18 protein-coding genes are annotated in these 16,649 nt (G+C 66.8%); 3 read left to right on the plus strand and 15 right to left on the minus strand.

The features are described from left to right. Nucleotides 1-2 precede the first annotated feature (2 nt). Nucleotides 3-137 (minus strand): hypothetical protein, encoded by a 135-nt coding sequence (locus tag KQ910_RS26925; RefSeq protein ID WP_255560184.1) that lies wholly within the window; start codon nt 135-137, stop codon nt 3-5. 104 nt (nt 138-241) lie between these two features. Then, nucleotides 242-475, minus strand: a complete 234-nt coding sequence (locus KQ910_RS27350) for a DUF3309 family protein (RefSeq protein WP_216957721.1) — start codon at nt 473-475, stop codon at nt 242-244. Nucleotides 476-627: 152 nt separating this feature from the next. Between KQ910_RS27350 and recQ the strand changes: the two genes are divergently transcribed. Beyond that, the gene (gene recQ / locus KQ910_RS06890; RefSeq protein WP_216957722.1) at nt 628-2,448 is read left to right on the plus strand and encodes a DNA helicase RecQ; all 1,821 of its coding nucleotides are present in this window, start codon (nt 628-630) and stop codon (nt 2,446-2,448) included. Between the two features lie 172 nt (nt 2,449-2,620). Here the strand turns inward: recQ and KQ910_RS06895 are convergent, their stop codons facing one another. The 8 genes from KQ910_RS06895 to KQ910_RS06930 form a co-directional block, all read right to left on the minus strand. Continuing rightward, nucleotides 2,621-3,010: a DoxX family protein gene (locus tag KQ910_RS06895; RefSeq protein WP_216957723.1), complete on the minus strand. Its 390-nt coding sequence runs from the start codon at nt 3,008-3,010 to the stop codon at nt 2,621-2,623. Further along, nucleotides 3,007-3,423: a VOC family protein gene (locus KQ910_RS06900; protein WP_229600348.1), complete on the minus strand. Its 417-nt coding sequence runs from the start codon at nt 3,421-3,423 to the stop codon at nt 3,007-3,009. Before KQ910_RS06900 ends, KQ910_RS06895 begins: the two co-directional genes overlap by 4 nt. Before the next feature lie 77 nt (nt 3,424-3,500). Beyond that, nucleotides 3,501-4,745 carry an RNA polymerase sigma factor gene (locus tag KQ910_RS06905; RefSeq protein WP_216957725.1) on the minus strand — a complete coding sequence of 415 codons (1,245 nt, stop codon included), beginning with the start codon at nt 4,743-4,745 and terminating at the stop codon, nt 3,501-3,503. Then, nucleotides 4,742-5,131, minus strand: coding sequence for a YciI family protein (locus KQ910_RS06910; protein ID WP_216957726.1), 390 nt, complete (start codon nt 5,129-5,131; stop codon nt 4,742-4,744). The genes KQ910_RS06905 and KQ910_RS06910 overlap by 4 nt, the downstream gene beginning before the upstream one ends. Before the next feature lie 75 nt (nt 5,132-5,206). Further along, a complete protein-coding gene (locus tag KQ910_RS06915) occupies nt 5,207-6,064 on the minus strand; it encodes a metallophosphoesterase (protein ID WP_216957727.1) in 858 nt (285 codons plus the stop codon). A 17-nt stretch (nt 6,065-6,081) separates the two neighbouring features. Continuing rightward, entirely contained in the window at nt 6,082-6,885 is an 804-nt protein-coding gene (locus KQ910_RS06920) for a mechanosensitive ion channel family protein (RefSeq protein ID WP_216957728.1), read from the minus strand. Nucleotides 6,886-6,945: 60 nt separating this feature from the next. Continuing rightward, on the minus strand, nt 6,946-8,166 hold the full coding sequence (locus KQ910_RS06925; RefSeq protein WP_216957729.1) for a polyhydroxyalkanoate depolymerase: 1,221 nt from the start codon (nt 8,164-8,166) through the stop codon (nt 6,946-6,948). Between the two features lie 76 nt (nt 8,167-8,242). Further along, the gene (locus KQ910_RS06930; protein ID WP_216957730.1) at nt 8,243-8,821 is read right to left on the minus strand and encodes an SCO family protein; all 579 of its coding nucleotides are present in this window, start codon (nt 8,819-8,821) and stop codon (nt 8,243-8,245) included. Nucleotides 8,822-8,887: 66 nt separating this feature from the next. Between KQ910_RS06930 and KQ910_RS06935 the strand changes: the two genes are divergently transcribed. Together KQ910_RS06935 and KQ910_RS06940 are read left to right on the plus strand one after the other, a co-directional pair. Continuing rightward, nucleotides 8,888-10,078, plus strand: coding sequence for an NAD(P)/FAD-dependent oxidoreductase (locus tag KQ910_RS06935; protein WP_216957731.1), 1,191 nt, complete (start codon nt 8,888-8,890; stop codon nt 10,076-10,078). 10 nt (nt 10,079-10,088) lie between these two features. Further along, entirely contained in the window at nt 10,089-10,724 is a 636-nt protein-coding gene (locus tag KQ910_RS06940) for a flavin reductase family protein (RefSeq protein WP_216957732.1), read from the plus strand. 162 nt (nt 10,725-10,886) lie between these two features. Here the strand turns inward: KQ910_RS06940 and KQ910_RS06945 are convergent, their stop codons facing one another. The 5 genes from KQ910_RS06945 to KQ910_RS06965 all read right to left on the minus strand — a co-directional run bounded on the left by KQ910_RS06945 (nt 10,887) and on the right by KQ910_RS06965 (nt 16,629). Further along, nucleotides 10,887-12,242, minus strand: a complete 1,356-nt coding sequence (locus KQ910_RS06945) for an amidase (RefSeq protein WP_216957733.1) — start codon at nt 12,240-12,242, stop codon at nt 10,887-10,889. Nucleotides 12,243-12,250: 8 nt separating this feature from the next. After that, nucleotides 12,251-14,188 (minus strand): acetate--CoA ligase, encoded by a 1,938-nt coding sequence (gene acs, locus KQ910_RS06950; RefSeq protein ID WP_216957734.1) that lies wholly within the window; start codon nt 14,186-14,188, stop codon nt 12,251-12,253. 87 nt (nt 14,189-14,275) lie between these two features. Then, nucleotides 14,276-14,947: a nitroreductase gene (locus tag KQ910_RS06955; protein ID WP_216957735.1), complete on the minus strand. Its 672-nt coding sequence runs from the start codon at nt 14,945-14,947 to the stop codon at nt 14,276-14,278. A gap of 6 nt (nt 14,948-14,953) precedes the next feature. Beyond that, nucleotides 14,954-16,075 (minus strand): alpha/beta fold hydrolase, encoded by a 1,122-nt coding sequence (locus KQ910_RS06960; protein ID WP_216957736.1) that lies wholly within the window; start codon nt 16,073-16,075, stop codon nt 14,954-14,956. Further along, a complete protein-coding gene (locus KQ910_RS06965; RefSeq protein ID WP_216957737.1) occupies nt 16,075-16,629 on the minus strand; it encodes a DinB family protein in 555 nt (184 codons plus the stop codon). Before KQ910_RS06965 ends, KQ910_RS06960 begins: the two co-directional genes overlap by 1 nt. Between the last annotated feature and the right edge of the window lie 20 nt (nt 16,630-16,649).

The raw sequence follows: 16,649 nt of genomic DNA on the forward strand, positions 1-16,649 counted from the left end.
CGCTACTTGCGCTTGGCGGTGGAGGCCGGCTTTACCGGAGCCGCCATGGCGGACGCGAAGGTTGGCGCCACGACCTTTTCCTTGTTCTGCTTGGGCTTCTTCGTCTCGCGGTTGCCGCGGCGATGCTTCATGGACATGGGAGGGGTGGTTTCCTGGCGTCGAGCCGGGGAGAATCCCCGGATCGTCGGGCCATGGCGACGAGCTTACGCGCATTCCCCAGCGAAGTACGATTGATGGCCGGCTAGATCTCCGCCCGCGCGACCAGCCCTTGCGTGCGCGATAGCGGGATGCGCTCGGGCGTGGCCGATAGCGAGTGCGGCGTCGCGCGGTCGCCGATCGTGAGCGCCGCGACGAGGAACAGCAGCCCACCTGCCACGGTGCTTGGTCCATAACCCCAGCCGGCGCTGTACCGCCAGCATGGAAAGGCCGCGATGCCCGCGGCGGCCAAGAGCACGGCGAGGCTCAGTCCCAGCATTCGTATCCCCTCATTATTGTAAGTAAACGAGCACGAAGGGTGCGGGTTGCCTTGGTACGGTCGTTTTTCGGTAAGGTTCGTAAATGCCCCCTGATCGCGACGGCATTCCACATGGCCGCATCGGGGCGCGCGGGGGTAGGTTGCCGTCAATAATGGAAGATCCCCTCTCGAGCGCCCGGGCGCTGCTGCATTCCGTCTTTGGATTCAATGCCTTCCGGCCCGGGCAGGAAGAGATCGTTCGCGCCGTGCTGGACGGCGAGAACGTCATGGCCGTGATGCCCACCGGCAGCGGCAAGTCGCTCTGCTTCCAATTGCCGGCCCTCGTGCGCCCCGGCCTGACCTTGGTCGTGTCGCCCCTGATCGCGCTGATGCGCGACCAGGTCCAGGCGCTGACGGCCGCCGGCGTCTCGGCCGGCAGTCTCAATTCCAGCAACGAGCCGACAGAGAATACCCGCGTGCTGGGGCTGCTGCGCCGCGGCGAACTGCGGCTGCTTTACGTCGCGCCCGAGCGGCTGGCGCGGCCGGACACGGTCGAGATGCTGGCCGAAGCCGGGGTGTCGATGATGGCGATCGACGAGGCGCACTGCGTCTCGCAATGGGGCCACGATTTCCGGCCCGACTATCTGACGCTCGGCAATCTCGCGCGGCAGATCGGCGGGCGCCTGCAGACCCTGGCCTTCACCGCGACGGCGGACGCTCCAACCCGGGGCGACATCGTCGAGAAGCTGTTCGCCGCGCCGCCCCGCGTCTTCGTGCGCAGCTTCGACCGGCCCAACCTCCGGCTCGCCTTCAAGCCCAAGGAGCGCTCCACGCGGCAGGTCCTGTCCTTCGTGCAGTCGCACAAGGGCGAGAGCGGCATCGTCTACTGTTCGTCGCGCCGCAAGGTCGAAGAGCTGGCCGAGACCCTCAAGGAAGCGGGGATCAACGCGCGGCCCTATCATGCCGGCCTCGAGAAGGCGGCTCGCGACGCCAACCAGGACGCCTTCCAGCAGGAAGACGGGATCGTCATGACCGCGACGGTCGCCTTCGGCATGGGCATCGACAAGCCCGACGTGCGCTTCGTCTGCCACGCCGACCTGCCGTCGAACGTCGAGGCCTATTACCAGGAGATCGGCCGCGCCGGCCGCGACGGGCTGCCGGCCGACACGCTTACGCTCTATGGCCTCGGCGACATGCAGTTGCGCCGCCTGCAGATCGAGCAGGGCGATTCCTCGGACGAGCGCAAGCGCATCGAGCGTCAGCGTCTCGGTGCGCTGCTGTCGCTCGCCGAGGCGCCGCGCTGCCGGCGGCAGACCCTGCTCGCCTATTTCGGCGAGGCGTCGGAGATCTGCGGCAACTGCGATCTCTGCCAGGAAGGCGTCGAGCTGTTCGACGCAACCATCGATGCGCAGAAGGCGATGTCGGCCATCGTGCGCACCGGCGAGCGCTTCGGCATGGAGCATCTGATCGCCATCCTGACCGGCGATCTCACCGAAAACGTGTCGAAGTTCAATCACGACAGGCTGCCGACCTTCGGGGTCGGCAAGGACCGCAAGGCAACCGACTGGCGCTCGATCTTCCGCCAGCTCTCGGCGGTCGGCCTGATTGCCCAGGAACTGATGGAGCACGGCCGCTGGCGGGTCACTGACGAAGGCTGGGAGGTCCTGAAGGGCGGCCGCAGGGTCGAGCTTCGCAAGATCGTGGCGGCGCCGGCCGGCAAGGGCTCGCGCCGCGACCGACGCGAGGCGACGGCGGCGATTGTCGGCGACGCCGACGTCGCGATGCTGGACTCGCTGCGGGCCCTTCGCACCCGGCTGGCGCGGGAACAGAACGTGCCGGCCTATGTCGTCTTCTCCGACCGCACCCTGGTCGAACTCGCCACCCATCGGCCGACGACCCCCGCGGCGATGCGGGAAATCCATGGCATCGGCGACACCAAACTGGAGCGCTACGGCTCCGAATTCCTCGCCATCATCCAGCCCCGCAGGTCCTGACGAGGGCTGTTTCAGGGAACTTCTCCCGTCGTCTTGAAGGCGCTTTCACCCCCTCTGGGCAGGGCAATGGTGCCCACCTGTGGGAAGGCACGGATCAGAGGGGGATCATGAGCGCCGAAGTCAGCAGATGCAGCTCGCGGAGCAGATCCAGGGTCTGCTGGGCTGGTGGCCGTCAGGCGATGGACGGCATCACGCGCCGCACGCGCGGATCGCGCACCCACACGCCGCCCCACATGAGGATCCCGAGATTGAGGCCGAACAGCGTGTGGCTGAACAGCGGGCTGTCGAGCTTCAGATGGGTGCCGATCGCGCCGCCGAACAGTCCGGTCAGCAGGACCGCGCCCAGCAGGGCAGTGCGCGGCCAGGCGTAGAGAGCCGTGCAGGCGAGGGTCACGACGCCGAGGAAACGGGCGAAGGAGTCGGTCGCGGGCAATCCCATCTCCTTCGACGTGGCGATCACGATGTCCAGCGGCACCAGCTTGATCGTGCCATCGAAGAGCAGGAACAGGATGGCGAGGCCGCTCATGACGCGGCCCGCCCAGAGTGCCGGATGCGAGATCATGGTCGGGTGGCCTTGATCGGTGCGCCCATCGTCCACATGACCCCGAAGGGATCGCGCAGCTGGCCGTAGCGGTCGCCCCAGAACATGTCCTGTACGGGCATGGCGATCGTGGCACCGGCCTTCACCGCCTTGTCGAAAGCCGCGTCGACATCCTCGACCTGGAGGTGGAGCATGAAGCCGGCGGGCTTCTCCAGCGGTGCGCCGTGCTCGGGGAAGGCGTCGGCCAGCATCAGTGAGCCGCCGTTGATCACCAGATGGATGTGCATGTGGCGGCCCTTGTCGTCGGGCGGCATGCGCGCGACTTCCTTTGCGCCGAACGCCGCGACGTAGAAGTCCGCGGCCTTGCCGGCGTTGCTGACCGAGAGATAGGGGCAGGGGCCGCCGAGGACGGGGGGCTGCTGGGGTGCGGTCATGACGGTCTCCTTGGCTGATGATGTATCCCGAGGACGAACGGCCTGTTCCGATCCCGACATCGCCGGCGTGATTTTCTTCAGCCGGCGGACAAGCGGTCGAGATGCTGGCGGATGTGCGCGGCCTCCGCCGGCGTGTTGGCGAGCGCGATCGCCTGGCCGAAAGCCTTGCGGGCCTCGTCCGGCCGCTCGAGCTTCTCGAGCAGTGCGCCCTTCACCCCGTGGAAATGGAAATAGCTCCGCAGCCGCTCGCCGAGCGGCTCGATCATGTCCAGCGCGGCTTGCGCTCCCTTGACCTTGGAGACCGCCACGGCGCGGTTGAGCGTCACGACGGGCGAGGGCTGCAGGCGTTCGAGGTTGGCATAGAGCAGATCGATCTGCGCCCAGTCGGTCTCCTCGGCGTACTTCGCGCGGGCATGCAGCGCCGCGATGGCTGCCTGGATCTGGTAAGGCCCGGGCCGTCGATGGCGCATCGCCTTGTCGATCAGTGCCAGCCCCTCGGCGATGCGTGGCTGGCTCCACAGGCTGCGGTCCTGGTCTTCGAGCAGGACGATGTTGCCGTCCTTGTCGAAGCGGGCTTTTGTCCGCGACCGCTGCAACAGCATGAGGGCGGTGAGACCCATGATCTCGGGCTCAGTGGGAAACAGGCGCAGCAGCAGGCGGACCAGCCAGATCGCCTCCTCGGCCAAGGGCTTGCGCGCCTCGGCCTCGCGGCTGTTGCCCGACGAATAGCCCTCGTTGAACAGCAGGTAGATCATCGCCGCGACGACCGCGAGCCGCTCCGCCCGCTCCGGTGCGCCGGGCGTTTCGAAAGCGACGCCGGCAGAGCCGATGCGCGCCTTGGCCCGCGTGACCCGCTGTTCCATCGCGGCTTCACTGACCAGGAAGGCCTGGGCGATCTGCTTCACCGACAGTCCGCAGACGATGCGCAGCGCCATGGCGATCTGCTGCGTCGCCGGCAGATCGGGATGGCAGCACACGAACAGCAATCGCAGGATGTCGTCCTTGTAGTGCTCGCCGTCGAGCCGATCGGCGAGCGACGCCTCCGCGTCGTCGAGGTCGGAGAGGACTGCCTCGTCCGGCAGTTGCGTCATCCTCGTCTGTCGTCGGACCTGATCCAGCGCTGCGTTGCGGCCGACCAGGATCAGCCAGGCGGCAGGATCGCGGGGTGGACCGTTCTGCGGCCAGTTCTTCAACGCGCGCAGGCAGGCTTCCTGGAAGGCTTCCTCGGCGGTATCGAGATTCCGGAAGTAGCGCAGCAGCGCGCCCATGACCTGCGGTCGCGCGGCGCCGAGAACCGGATCGATCCAGCCGAGGTCATTCATGCAGCGGGCTTCTTCGCGTCGGGAAGCTGGCTGGGATGGAATTCGGCGACCGGGCGGATCTCGTAGCTGCCCGTGCCGGGATTGGCCTTGGCCAGTTCCCTGGCCGTCTCGATAGCCGTGTCGAGCGAAGCGCAGTCGATGACGTAGAAGCCGAGAAGCTGCTCCTTGGTCTCGGCGAACGGCCCGTCGATCACCATCTCCTCGCGCCCCTTGCGCAGGGTCGTGGCCGCGGTGGTCGGCAGCAGGCGGGCCACCGGCCCCAGCCGGCCTTCCTTGGCAAGCTTGTCGTTGACGGCGTAGAGCCTGGTCATCGTCTGGTCGTGATAGTCCTTGGACCACGCGCCAACGGCTTCCTCGGAATTGTAGCAAAGAATGGCGTAGAGCATGGGTCTGCGGTCCCTCTGTTACCCAGGACGTACGGGTGGGCCGCCTGCCGACAGCCCGATCGGAAAAATTATCGCCTATTCGGCGTCGGAAGAGGCGGGATTCTCGAAGGCGATGCCGGCCTTGAGGATGCGATAGCTGCCCTGCCGGATCTCGGCGGCCGCCACGATGCCGGTACGGGCGCTGCCGCCATCGAGGCACAGGCGGTCGCCTTCGAACAGATGCGTGTCGTCCATGCCGCTGATCGCCTTGTGCTTGTCGGGCGGCGTATGGCCGTGCACCACCAGCGTGCCGCCGAACCCCTGCTTCCAGTCAAGGAAGCCGTGGTTGATCCAGGCCCAGCGCGCCTCGGTGAAGATCAGCCAGGGGCGGGCCAGGAACTCTTCCACCTCGGCGTGCGGGTCGAGGCCGCCATGGACGAACACGGTGTTGCCGAGCCGCACATGTGAGCGCATGCCCTGCAGTCGGTGCACGACCGCCTCGCCCAGCGCCTCGCGAAGCAGGGCCTGATCGGCATGGGTCGCCGGATGCCCGGCGCGCGTGGCCATCTCGTCGAGCAGGATGTGCCCGCCCATGCGCTTGGATAGCCACATGGTCTCGGCCTTGTGCGCATGCGGCCCGCCGACGACGGTGAGCATCATCATGATCTCGTGGTTGCCCATCAGCCGGTCGACATGGTCGACACCATGAGCTTCCTCGCTGCCGGCCCATTGCTCCAGAACGCCGATACTGTCCGGTCCGCGATTGATCATGTCGCCGAGATAGATCAGGCGGCGCCGACCGTCTGCCTCGCCGGCAAGTCTCGCAATGGTCGCCAGCAATGCCTTGAGTTCGGCCGCGCAGCCGTGCACGTCGCCGATGGCGAACACGGTCTCTCCCTTCAGGTCGAAGGGCGCGGGCTTCCATTCGGAAATTTCGACGGGCAGGGCGCTCATGGAGGGCGAGGTTAGCCCTATCCGACGCGTCGCTCCACCATGGCGGGCGGCTTACGGTCGAACTCTTCCTTGATGCTGCGGTTGAGGTCGAATTTGAACGGGGTGGCGGCATCCCGTTGCACCCAGACCTGGGCCGCGAGTGTGTACTTGTCCGCCTCCAGCGTATCGATGCCGATGGCGCCGATGTTCAGCACCCGATGGTCTCGCTCGATCAGGCTCCGCAGCCGCGAGATCGCGGTGCCGACATCCTCGTTGGCGGGGCGGGGAACGCGGAATTCCAGGCGCGCCGTGTCGTTGCGGGTCGGCACCTTCACGATCTCGCCCCAAAGCTTGCCGTTGGGGATGATGACGCGCGTGTTGTCGTCACCGTCTATCTCGGTGAAGAACAGGTTGATCTCGCGCGCGATACCCGTGACCCCGCCGGTCTCGACGCGGTCGCCGATATGGAAGGGCCGGAAGACGACCAGCATGATGCCGGCCGCGAGGTTGCTCAGCGTCCCCTGCAGGGCGAGCCCGATCGCAATGCCCAGTGCGCCCAGGACGGCCACGAAACTGGTGGTGGCGATGCCGAAGGTCGTCAGCACCGCGACGAAGGTGAAGACGAGAACCGTGTAGCGCGCGGCGTTGCCGAGAAAGAGCGCCACGGTCCGGTCGATGCGTGGGGTTTTCTGGCACAGCCGCACGACGGCTGTATAGAGCAGCCGCGACGTCATCCAGCCGACGCACAGGATGATGATCGCGCCCACGACCCTAAGCCCGTAGGTCGTGATCAGGGCCACCAGCACGTTGGCGGCGTTATTCCACTGTTCCTCGATACCCATGAGGAACGCAACGCTGAGCGGACGAAGGTGGTTGCCTCGCTTCCGGCGGCAACGCGATCGCTACAGCGCGTCGTTCTCGCGAATGAAGGCGCGGACGCGCGGCATGATCTGCTCGCGCCACTTGCGGCCGTTGAAGATGCCGTAGTGACCGACCCGGGGCTGTTCCCAGTGTACGTGACGCGCGCCGGGAATGTTGGGCGTGAGCGCATGCGCGGCCTTGGTCTGGCCGACGCCGGAAATGTCGTCGAGTTCGCCCTCGACTGTCATCAGTGCCGTCTCGATGAAGGACGGATCAATCTTGCGGCCGCGGCTCACCCATTCGCCGCGCGGCAGCAGGTGTTCCTTGAAGACGACCTCGATGGTCTGGAGATAGAACTCGGCGCTGAGATCCATCACCGCGAGATATTCGTCGTAGAACGTGCGATGCGCGTCGGCCGGATCGTCGTCGCCCTTCACCAGGTGCTCGAACTGGCGCATGTGGGCGTTCACATGGCGGTCGAGGTTCATGCTGATGAACGAGGTCAGCTGCAGGAAGCCCGGATAGACGCGACGCAGGGCGCCCGGATAGTTGAGCGGCACCGTCGAGATGACGTTCTGGCGGAACCACATCATCGAGTTGCGCATCGCGAGGTCGTTGGGGACCGTCGGGCTGACGCGCGTATCGATCGGGCCGCCCATGAGGGTGATCGACTTGGGCTGGCGCGGCTCCTTCGCCTCGGCCATCAGCGCCGCGGCGCCCATCACGGGCACCGAAGGCTGGCAAACGGCGATGACGTGGACGTTGGGGCCGAGGTAGCGGCAGAAGTCGGCGACGTAGTCGATATAGTCGTCGAGGTCGAAGTTGCCCTGGGCGAGCGGCACTTCGCGCGCATCGATCCAGTCGGTGATGTGAACGTCGTGGTCGGGCAGCAGCGCCTCGACCGTGCCGCGCAGCAGGGTGGCGTAGTGGCCGCTCATCGGCGCCACGACCAGAACCTTGGGGTCGCGCCGGGTCGTGTCGCGATGGAAGTGCAGGAGCTGGCAGAACGGCTTGCGCAGCAGGATCTCTTCGTTGACCGCGACGGTCTCGTCGCCGACCTGCGTGGTCTTCAACCCGAACGCCGGCTTGCCGTAGTTCTGGGTCAGGCGGGTCATGATCTCGGCGCCGGCGGCGACCGATTTGCCCAACCAGGTTTCCGCCCAGGGATTGTAGGGGCTGGAATAGACCTGTTCGAGAGCGCTGGCCCACATCCGGATGGGGGTCGCGAGCTGGCGCTGGAATTCGTAGGCTTGATAAAGCATGGGGCGCGGATTGTACGCTCCGAACCGCCTATGTCACGCTTATAGTGCGTCGCAGCAATCGTGAAAAATCAATGACTTAGAGCAACCGCCCCACGGCATTTGCGATGGTTTCAGCTTTGGCATCGTGGGTGAAGTGGGTCACGAAGCGGCCGTTGCGGTCGAGCAGGTACACGATCGAGGAGTGATCCATCAGGTAAGGCGAGCCCTCCTTGCCCGGCACCTTCTGGTAGTAGACGCGATAGGCCTTGGCCACGTCGGCGATCTGTTGCGGCGTGCCGGTGAGGCCGATGATGCCCGCCCCGAAGTTGGGCACGTAGCCCTTCAGCAGTGCCGGCGTATCGCGTTCGGGGTCGATCGTGATGAACACGAGGTTCACCTTCTTGGCGGCGTCCGGTCCAAGCTTCTCGACCGCCGTCTCCATCAGCAGCAGCGAGGTCGGGCAGACGTCGGGACAATAGGTGAAGCCGAAGTAGATCAGAGTCGGCTTGCCCTTGAGCTGGTCGCTGGAGAACGGCCTTCCATCCTGGTCGACGAGCTGGAAGGGGCCGCCGATCGACGGCTTTCCGCCCTTGGTGGCGTCCCAGGCGATCCAGCCGGCGGCGACCGCGAGGGCCGCAATCCAGACGCCGAGCAGGGCCTTCATGGTGCGTGACATGCCGCGGAACATGGGCCGGACGGGCCGTCTCGACAAGCCGGACCGCTCGTCGCACAACTCGAAGTGATGACGGGACGCATCCTGGTTCTGGGCGGCGGGTTCGCCGGCCTTTGGAGCGCGCTGGCGGCGACACGGGCGCGCGCGATATTCGACGCCGATCTCGAGATCGTTCTGCTGAACGACACGCCCTGGCATTCGATCCGTGTGCGCAATTACGAAGCCGACCTGTCGGATACCCGCGTCGCGCTCGACGACGTGCTGGGGCCGGTTGATATCCGGCGTCTCCAGGGGAGGGTAACGGGCATCGACGTTCGGAGCCGGCGCGTGAGCTACGATGCCGATGGTGCGGCGCAAGGCATTGGCTATGACCGGCTCGTCTTCGCTCTGGGCAGCCAACTCGCAAGGCCGCCGATACCCGGCCTCGTCGAGCATGGCTTCGACGTCGACACCCATGACGCCGCGATGCGACTCAATGAACACATCGCTCGTCTGGGCTCCAGTGCGTCGACCGTGCTGGTGGTCGGCGGCGGACTGACGGGCATCGAAACCGCGGCCGAGATGCCGGGCAAGCTGCGCGCGGCTGGCGTGAGGACGCCGCGCGTGATCCTGGCCGACCATGCGCCGCGCATCGGCTCGGACATGGGTGCCGAAGCGATGTCGGTCATCGAGGAAGCCTTGGCGGCGCTGCGCGTCGAGACGCGCGGCGGCGTGTCGGTCGTCGCGGTCGATGCCAGGGGCGCGACGCTGGAAGGCGGCGAGCGTATCGAGGCCGCGACGATCGTGTGGTGCGCCGGCATGCGTGCCCATCCGCTCACGTCGGCCTTTCCCCTCGAACGCGACCGCCTCGGCCGCCTGCCGGTCGAGCCGACCCTGAAGATCAGGGGACTCGCCGCCGAGTTTGCGGCGGGCGACGTCGCGTCGTTCCTGATCGATGGCACGCACGATTGCGTCATGTCATGCCAGCATGGCCGGCCGATGGGCCGCTTTGCCGGCCACAATGCGGTCTGCGACCTGCTCGGCCGGCCGATGCTGCCTCTCGCCATCGGCTGGTACACGACCATCCTCGATCTCGGGCCGTGGGGCGCGCTTTACACCGAGGGCTGGGACCGCAGGCTGGTGTCGCGCGGCGCAACGGCCAAGCGCACCAAGGAACTGATCAACCGCGAACGCATCTATCCGCCGCGGTCGGGCGACCGGCAGGCGCTGCTTGATGCGGCGGCGCCGACAGTGCAGACACCACCGGTGAAATTCGGGTGAGGGAAGACAGATGTTCTATGATGCCTCGAAGCGCGACCATGGACTGCCGCAGGATCCGCTGAAGGCGCTGATCGTGCCGCGGCCGATCGGCTGGATCTCGACCGTCGACGGGCAAGGCCGGGTCAACCTCGCGCCCTACAGCTTCTACAACGGCGTCGGCGAGTTCCCGCCCATGGTCTATTTCGCCATCACCGGCACCTACGGTGACACGCCGACCAAGCACAGCCGCATGAACGCCGAGGAGACCGGCGAATTCGTGGTCAACATGGTGACCGCGGAGATGAGCGAGAAGATGAACATCACCACCGCGATGGTGGCCTACGGCATCGACGAGATGAAGCTCGCCGGCCTGACGCCCGAGTCCTGCCGCTTCGTGAAGCCGCCGCGGGTCAAGGAATCGCCTATCGCGCTCGAGTGCAAGTACTGGAAGACGATCGAGCTGCCGGAAGAGCCGGGACACGAAGCCAAGCGCGGTTCGATCGTGCTGGGACAGGTGGTCGGCATCCACATCGACGACGCCATCCTGAAGGACGGCCGCGTCGACATCATGTCGATGAAGCCGGTCGCGCGGCTGGGCTACAGCGAATACACGACGACCGACAACGTCTGGAAGATGCGCCGCCCCGACGATCCCCGGTATCAGTAACGCCTTGCTATCGGCTTGATAGAAAGCCGTCGTCTCGACCGTAGCCTCGCGCGGCGAGGCGGAGTGGAGAGACCTTCTCTCAACAATTTGCCGGCTTTTGGTGGAGAGAAGGTCTCTCCACTCCGCGCTGCGCGCTCCGGTCGAGACGACGGAGCTTTGCGGTTAGTGCGCCGCGACGACCGGCGCCACTGACCGCGCCATCGCCAGCACGCGCTTGTCGGCCATCGCTTCCCCCATCAGCATGAAGCCGACGGGCAATTCGCCCTGCGCATGACAGGGCAGGCTGATGCCGCAGCGGTCAAGGAAGTTGCCGACCGTGGTGTTGCGCAGCAGCAGCAGGTTCTTCTTGGTGAAGCCGTCCGGCGTCGAAATCTCCTCGATCGTCGGCGCGACGATGGCGCAGGTCGGCATGATCACCGCGTCGTAGTTCGAGGTGATGGCCGAGACGCGGCGGCAGAGGTCGGCGCGCCTGGCCAGCAGCTCGATATAGTCGGCGGCGGTCATGTCCTTGCCGCGCATGATGCGCGGATGGACGAACGGATCGTAGACGTTGCCGCGGCGCGCGATCAGGTCCTTGTGCCAGGCATAGGCCTCGGAGGCCGCGAAGCCGCCCTTGGCGTTGATGGTCGGCAGTTCGTTCAGCTCGGCGAGATCGATCTCCTCGATCTTCACGCCCTTGGCCGCCAGCGCCTTGCAGGCGCGCTCGAAGGCCTTGGCGACCGTGGCGTCGAGATCGCCCATCACGAAATGCTTCGGGATCGCGAAGCGCAGGCCGGCGAGCGGCGCCGCGTCGGGCACCGAGATCGGCCCCTTTCCGAGTTCACCGGCGAAGACGGCGTCGACGATGGCGCAATCCTCGACCGAGTTGGCGAGCGGGCCGATCGAGTCGAGCGAGGTCGAGAGCGGGACCACGCCGTCGATCGGCACGCGGCGCGCCGTCGGCTTGAACCCGACCACGCCGCAGACCGCGGCGGGAATGCGCACCGAGCCACCGGTGTCGGTACCCAGCGCGGCGACGGCCATGCGGTCGGCCACCGAGACGGCGGCGCCGGCCGAGGAACCGCCGGGCACGCGCGTGCGGTCGGCCGGATTGCCCGGCGTGCCGTAGTGCGGATTGAAGCCGACGCCGGAGAAGGCGAACTCGCTCATGTTGGTGCTGCCGACGATCACGGCGCCGGCCGCGCGCAGGCGCGCCACCACGGGTGCGTCCTCGGTCGCGGGCTTCGCGTCGTCGAGCGCCTTGGAGCCTGAGAGCGTCGTCTCGCCCGCGACGTCGCACAGGTTCTTGATCGAGATCGGGATGCCGGCCAGCGGCGAGGGCACGAGGCCCGCCTTGCGCAAGCCGTCGCTCGCCTCTGCGGCGGCCAGCGCTTGGTCCTTCCAGACCTTCACGAAAGCGCGCTGGCCTTCACCCTTGGGGTCCGCGATGCGCGCGAGCGCTTCCTCGATGAGCTTGCGCGAGGTGGTGCGGCCGGCGGCCAGATCCGCGGCGAGTTGGGTGATCGTCGGGTTGGCCATCGGGTTCCTTACTTGCCGCGGTTCTTGACGAGATCGTCGACCACCATCGGGTCGGCGAGCGTGGACGTGTCGCCCAGGTTGCTGAAGTCGTTCTCGGCGATCTTGCGCAGGATGCGGCGCATGATCTTGCCGGAACGGGTCTTGGGCAGGCCGGGCGCCCACTGGATGACGTCGGGCGTGGCGATCGGGCCGATCTCCTTGCGCACCCAAGCGACCAGCTCCTTGCGCAACTCCTCGGACGGATGCTCGCCGGCCTTCAGAGTGACGTAGGCATAGATGCCCTGGCCCTTGATGTCGTGCGGGAAGCCGACCACGGCGGCCTCGGCCACCTTGGTGTTGCCGACCAGCGCGCTCTCGACCTCGGCGGTGCCGATGCGATGGCCCGAGACGTTGATGACGTCGTCGACCCGGCCAGTGATCCAGTAGTAGCCGTCCTCGTCGCGGCGCGCGCCGTCGCCGGTGAAGTACTTGCCGGGATAGGTCTTGAAGTAGGTGTCGATGAATCGCTGGTGGTCGCCGTAGACCGTGCGCATCTGGCCGGGCCACGAATTGACCAAGCAGAGATTGCCGGTGCAGGCGCCTTGCAGTTCCTTGCCCTCGGCATCGACCATCACCGGCTGCACGCCGAAGAAGGGCTTGGTCGCTGAGCCGGGCTTCAGCGCCGTCGCGCCGGGCAGCGGCGTAATCAGGATGCCGCCTGTCTCGGTCTGCCACCATGTGTCGACGATCGGGCATCGGCTGTCGCCCACCACGCGGTGGTACCAGAGCCAGGCCTCTGGATTGATCGGCTCGCCGACCGACCCCAGCAGGCGCAGGCTCGCGCGTGAGGTCTTCTTCACTGGTGCCTCGCCCTCTCGCATCAGCGCGCGGATGGCGGTGGGGGCGGTGTAGAAGATGTTCACCTGGTGCTTGTCGATCACCTGCCAGAAGCGGCTGGAATCGGGATAGTTGGGCACGCCTTCGAACATCAGGGTCGTGGCGCCGTTGGCCAGCGGTCCGTAGAGGATGTAGCTGTGGCCGGTCACCCAGCCCACGTCGGCGGTGCACCAGTAGACGTCGCCGTCGTGATAATCGAACACGTACTGGTGGGTCATCGACGCGAAGACGATGTAGCCGCCAGTCGTGTGCAGCACGCCCTTCGGCTTGCCGGTCGATCCCGACGTATAGAGGATGAACAGCGGATCCTCGGCGCCCATCGGCTCGGGCTTGCAGTCGGCCGGCACCTTGGCGGCGATCTCGTGCCACCACACGTCGCGGCCGGCCTCCCAGGCGACCTTGCCGCCGGTGTGCTTCACGACCAGCACCTTCTTGACGCCCGGCGCCTTCTTGAGCGCCTCGTCGCAATTGGCCTTGAGCGGCACATGCTTGCCGGCGCGCAGGCCCTCGTCGGCCGTGATCACGACGTTGCTGTCGCAATCGACCAGGCGGTTCGCGAGGCTGTCGGGCGAGAAGCCGCCGAACACGACGGAGTGGATGGCCCCGATGCGCGTGCAGGCCAGCATCGCGTAGGCCGCCTCGGGGATCATCGGCAGGTAGATGGTGACGCGATCGCCCTTCTTGACGCCCAGTTCCTTGAGCGCGTTGGCCATGCGGCAGACTTCGCCGTGCAGCTCGCGGTACGTGATTTTCTTCGACTTCGCCGGATCGTCGCCTTCCCAGATGATCGCGGTCTGGTCGGCGCGCCTGGCGAGGTGACGGTCGATGCAGTTGGCCGAGACGTTCAGCACGCCGTCGTGGAACCAGCGGATGCGGACGTCGCCGTTGTAGTCGACGTCGCGCACGGCCGAGGGGCTGTAGGGCTTGATCCAGTCGATCCTCTTGCCGTGTTCTTCCCAGAATTTGGCGGGATCCGTGGTCGAGGCCTCGTACATGGCCTTGTACTTGGCGTCGTCGACATAGGCGCGCTTGGCCCAGTCCGAACTGACGGCGATCACCTCATCGGCCATGGCTTTTCCTCCGGCTTCGGCTTTATGCCCTGAATTGTCCGTGTTTTAGCGTGCGGTCGCCAGACCCGGCAATTCGACTTTAGGCCGTCATTCGCTGAACCAGGTCGTGAAGTCCCCGATCGGGGCGCGGTCGGTGATCAGGCTGTTGGGCACCACGTCGGGATCGGCGTGGCCCAGCGCCAGGCCGCAGATCACCGTCTGGTCCTCGGGAATGCCGAGCTCGCGGCGCACCACGTGCTGGTAGCGGCTGAAGGCGGCCTGCGGGCAGGTGTGCAGGCCCTTCTCGCGCGCCAGCAGCATGAGCTGGTCGAGGAAGATGCCGCAGTCGATCCACTGGCCGTTGCCCATGCGCTTCTCGACGCAGAGGATCATGCCGACCGGCGCGTCGAAGAATTCGTAGTTCTTGCGGAATTGTTTCAGCATGCCGGCCGCGTCGCCGCGCGGCACGCCGAGCAGGGTGTAGAGCTGCTTGCCGACCAGCTTGCGGCGCGCGTCATATACCGGCGTCATTTCCTGCGGATAGACGTTGTACTCCGCGCCCGGGCCGTTATCGCCGTCGTCCATCGCCTTCAGGATGGCGGCGGAGAGCCGCTTCCGCGCCGCGCCCATGGTCACGTAGAGCTTCCACGGCTGCAGGTTGCCGTTCGAGGCCGAGCGGTTGGCGTTCTCGATGATCCATTCGATGTCGGCCTTGGCCACCGGATCGGCCTTGAAGACGCGCATGGAGCGGCGGGAGTTGATGGCTTCGGACACGCGCATGGACGATTAGCTCCGGGTGAGATGACGACGCAGGAAGTCGAACAGCGTGCGCCGCGCGGCGGCATTCTGCTGCTCGGTGAAATAGTGCGTGGCGCCGGGGATCACGACGGCCTCGGCGTCCTTGCCGTGATTGCGCAGCGCTTCGGCCATGGCAAGCGACTGCTCGACCGGCACGTTCTCGTCGCGATCGCCGTGCAGAAGGAGGACCGGCGCATCGATCTGGGCCACACGCAGGATCGGCGAGCGCACCGGCAGTCCTTCCGGACCGCACAGGTCGTCGAGATAGTCGCGCATGAAGGGATTGGCCTCGCGCCAGCGCGCGAGATCGGTGGGCGCGAAGAAGGCGGCGACGGCGCGAACCGGCGGCTTGTGGGCGGCGGCGAGTAGCGCCACCTGTCCGCCCATCGAGGCGCCCACCAGCGCTATGCGGTCACGGTCGACCAGCGGTCGCTTGGCCAGCCAGTCGATGGCCGCCAGCACGTCGAGCGGCTGGCGCAGGCCCTGGTCGTTCTCGCCCTCGGAGCCCAGCCAGCCGCGCAGCGACAGCGAGAGCGCGGCATAGCCGTTCGCCGCGGCGGCACGCGCGAGACCCACCATGTTGTGGGCGTGGCCCGCGAAGCCGTGCAGCAGGATCAGCGCCGGATAGGGCGGCTGGCCGGCAACGGGCTTGAAGAAGTAGCCGCCCAGGCTGACGCCATGGCCGGGCACGCGCACATGCTCGGCATCGGGGACCTCGGGCAGGTCTTCCCAGCGATGCATGACCTCGATGGGCACGCCGTCGGGATCGCGGAAGCCCACGGAGTAGTAGCCGGGCGCGAGATAGTCGAGTTCCTGCGGCGGTTGGATGATCTCCGCGCCGGCGTCGCGCAGCTCGGCGAAAACCTGATCGACCTGGCCGCGGCTTTCGGCGGAGACCGCGAGCCACAGCGCGCCCGGCCCGTAGGAAATGCCGTCCTTGGCCTGGCGCATCACGAAATGGTCGTAGCCGCGCGACCACATCACCCGGTCGGGGCTGGTCCAGACGCGATGGAAACCCAACATCGGCAGCCACAGGCGGTGGAAGGCGACGGAGCGCGCGAGGTCGCTCACCTCGATTGCCGCCCCGGCAAAGGAAGAGCGGGGACGCATCAGGAGGGCTCGAGCCCCAGCGCCAGCAGCTCGTCGCGCCGCAGATTCTGCTCGCCCGCGAGGAAGAACTCGTCGAGTTGCGGCGGCTTCACGCGGGTCCCGGCCAGCATGGCATGCGCCTGGCCGCGATGGTGCGTCTGGTGCTGGAAGAGGTGCTCCAGGATCGAAATGACGCTCGACGGCGGCGGCGTGCGATTGGGCCGCGGCAGCGACAGGCCCCCGGCCAGGCTCGCCTCGGTCTGGCGCTCGCAGAAAGCGAGCAGGCGCCGGTCGCTCGCGATCTGCTGGTCGTAGAGTGACGCGGCGTCGGCGAAATCTGGGACCGGGTCATGATACCGCTGCAGCACCGTCGGATCGCGCTCGAGCGCGTCGATGTAATAGCGGTCGACCCAGAGGATGTGATTGAGCGTGGCGCGCAGCGACGGGAAGAAGCTCGTGCGCGGGGCGGCGAACTCCTCCGGCGTGAGGGCCTTGCAGGCCGTCAGCAGCCGGTGGTTCGCCCAGATGTTGTTGCGGGCCATGGCGACGGCATGGCCTGGAAGCCCCGTCGCCATGGTTCCCGTATCCGCCGGCG

This window comes from Reyranella humidisoli (assembly GCF_019039055.1).
GTDB classification, from domain to species: Bacteria; Pseudomonadota; Alphaproteobacteria; order Reyranellales; family Reyranellaceae; genus Reyranella; species Reyranella humidisoli.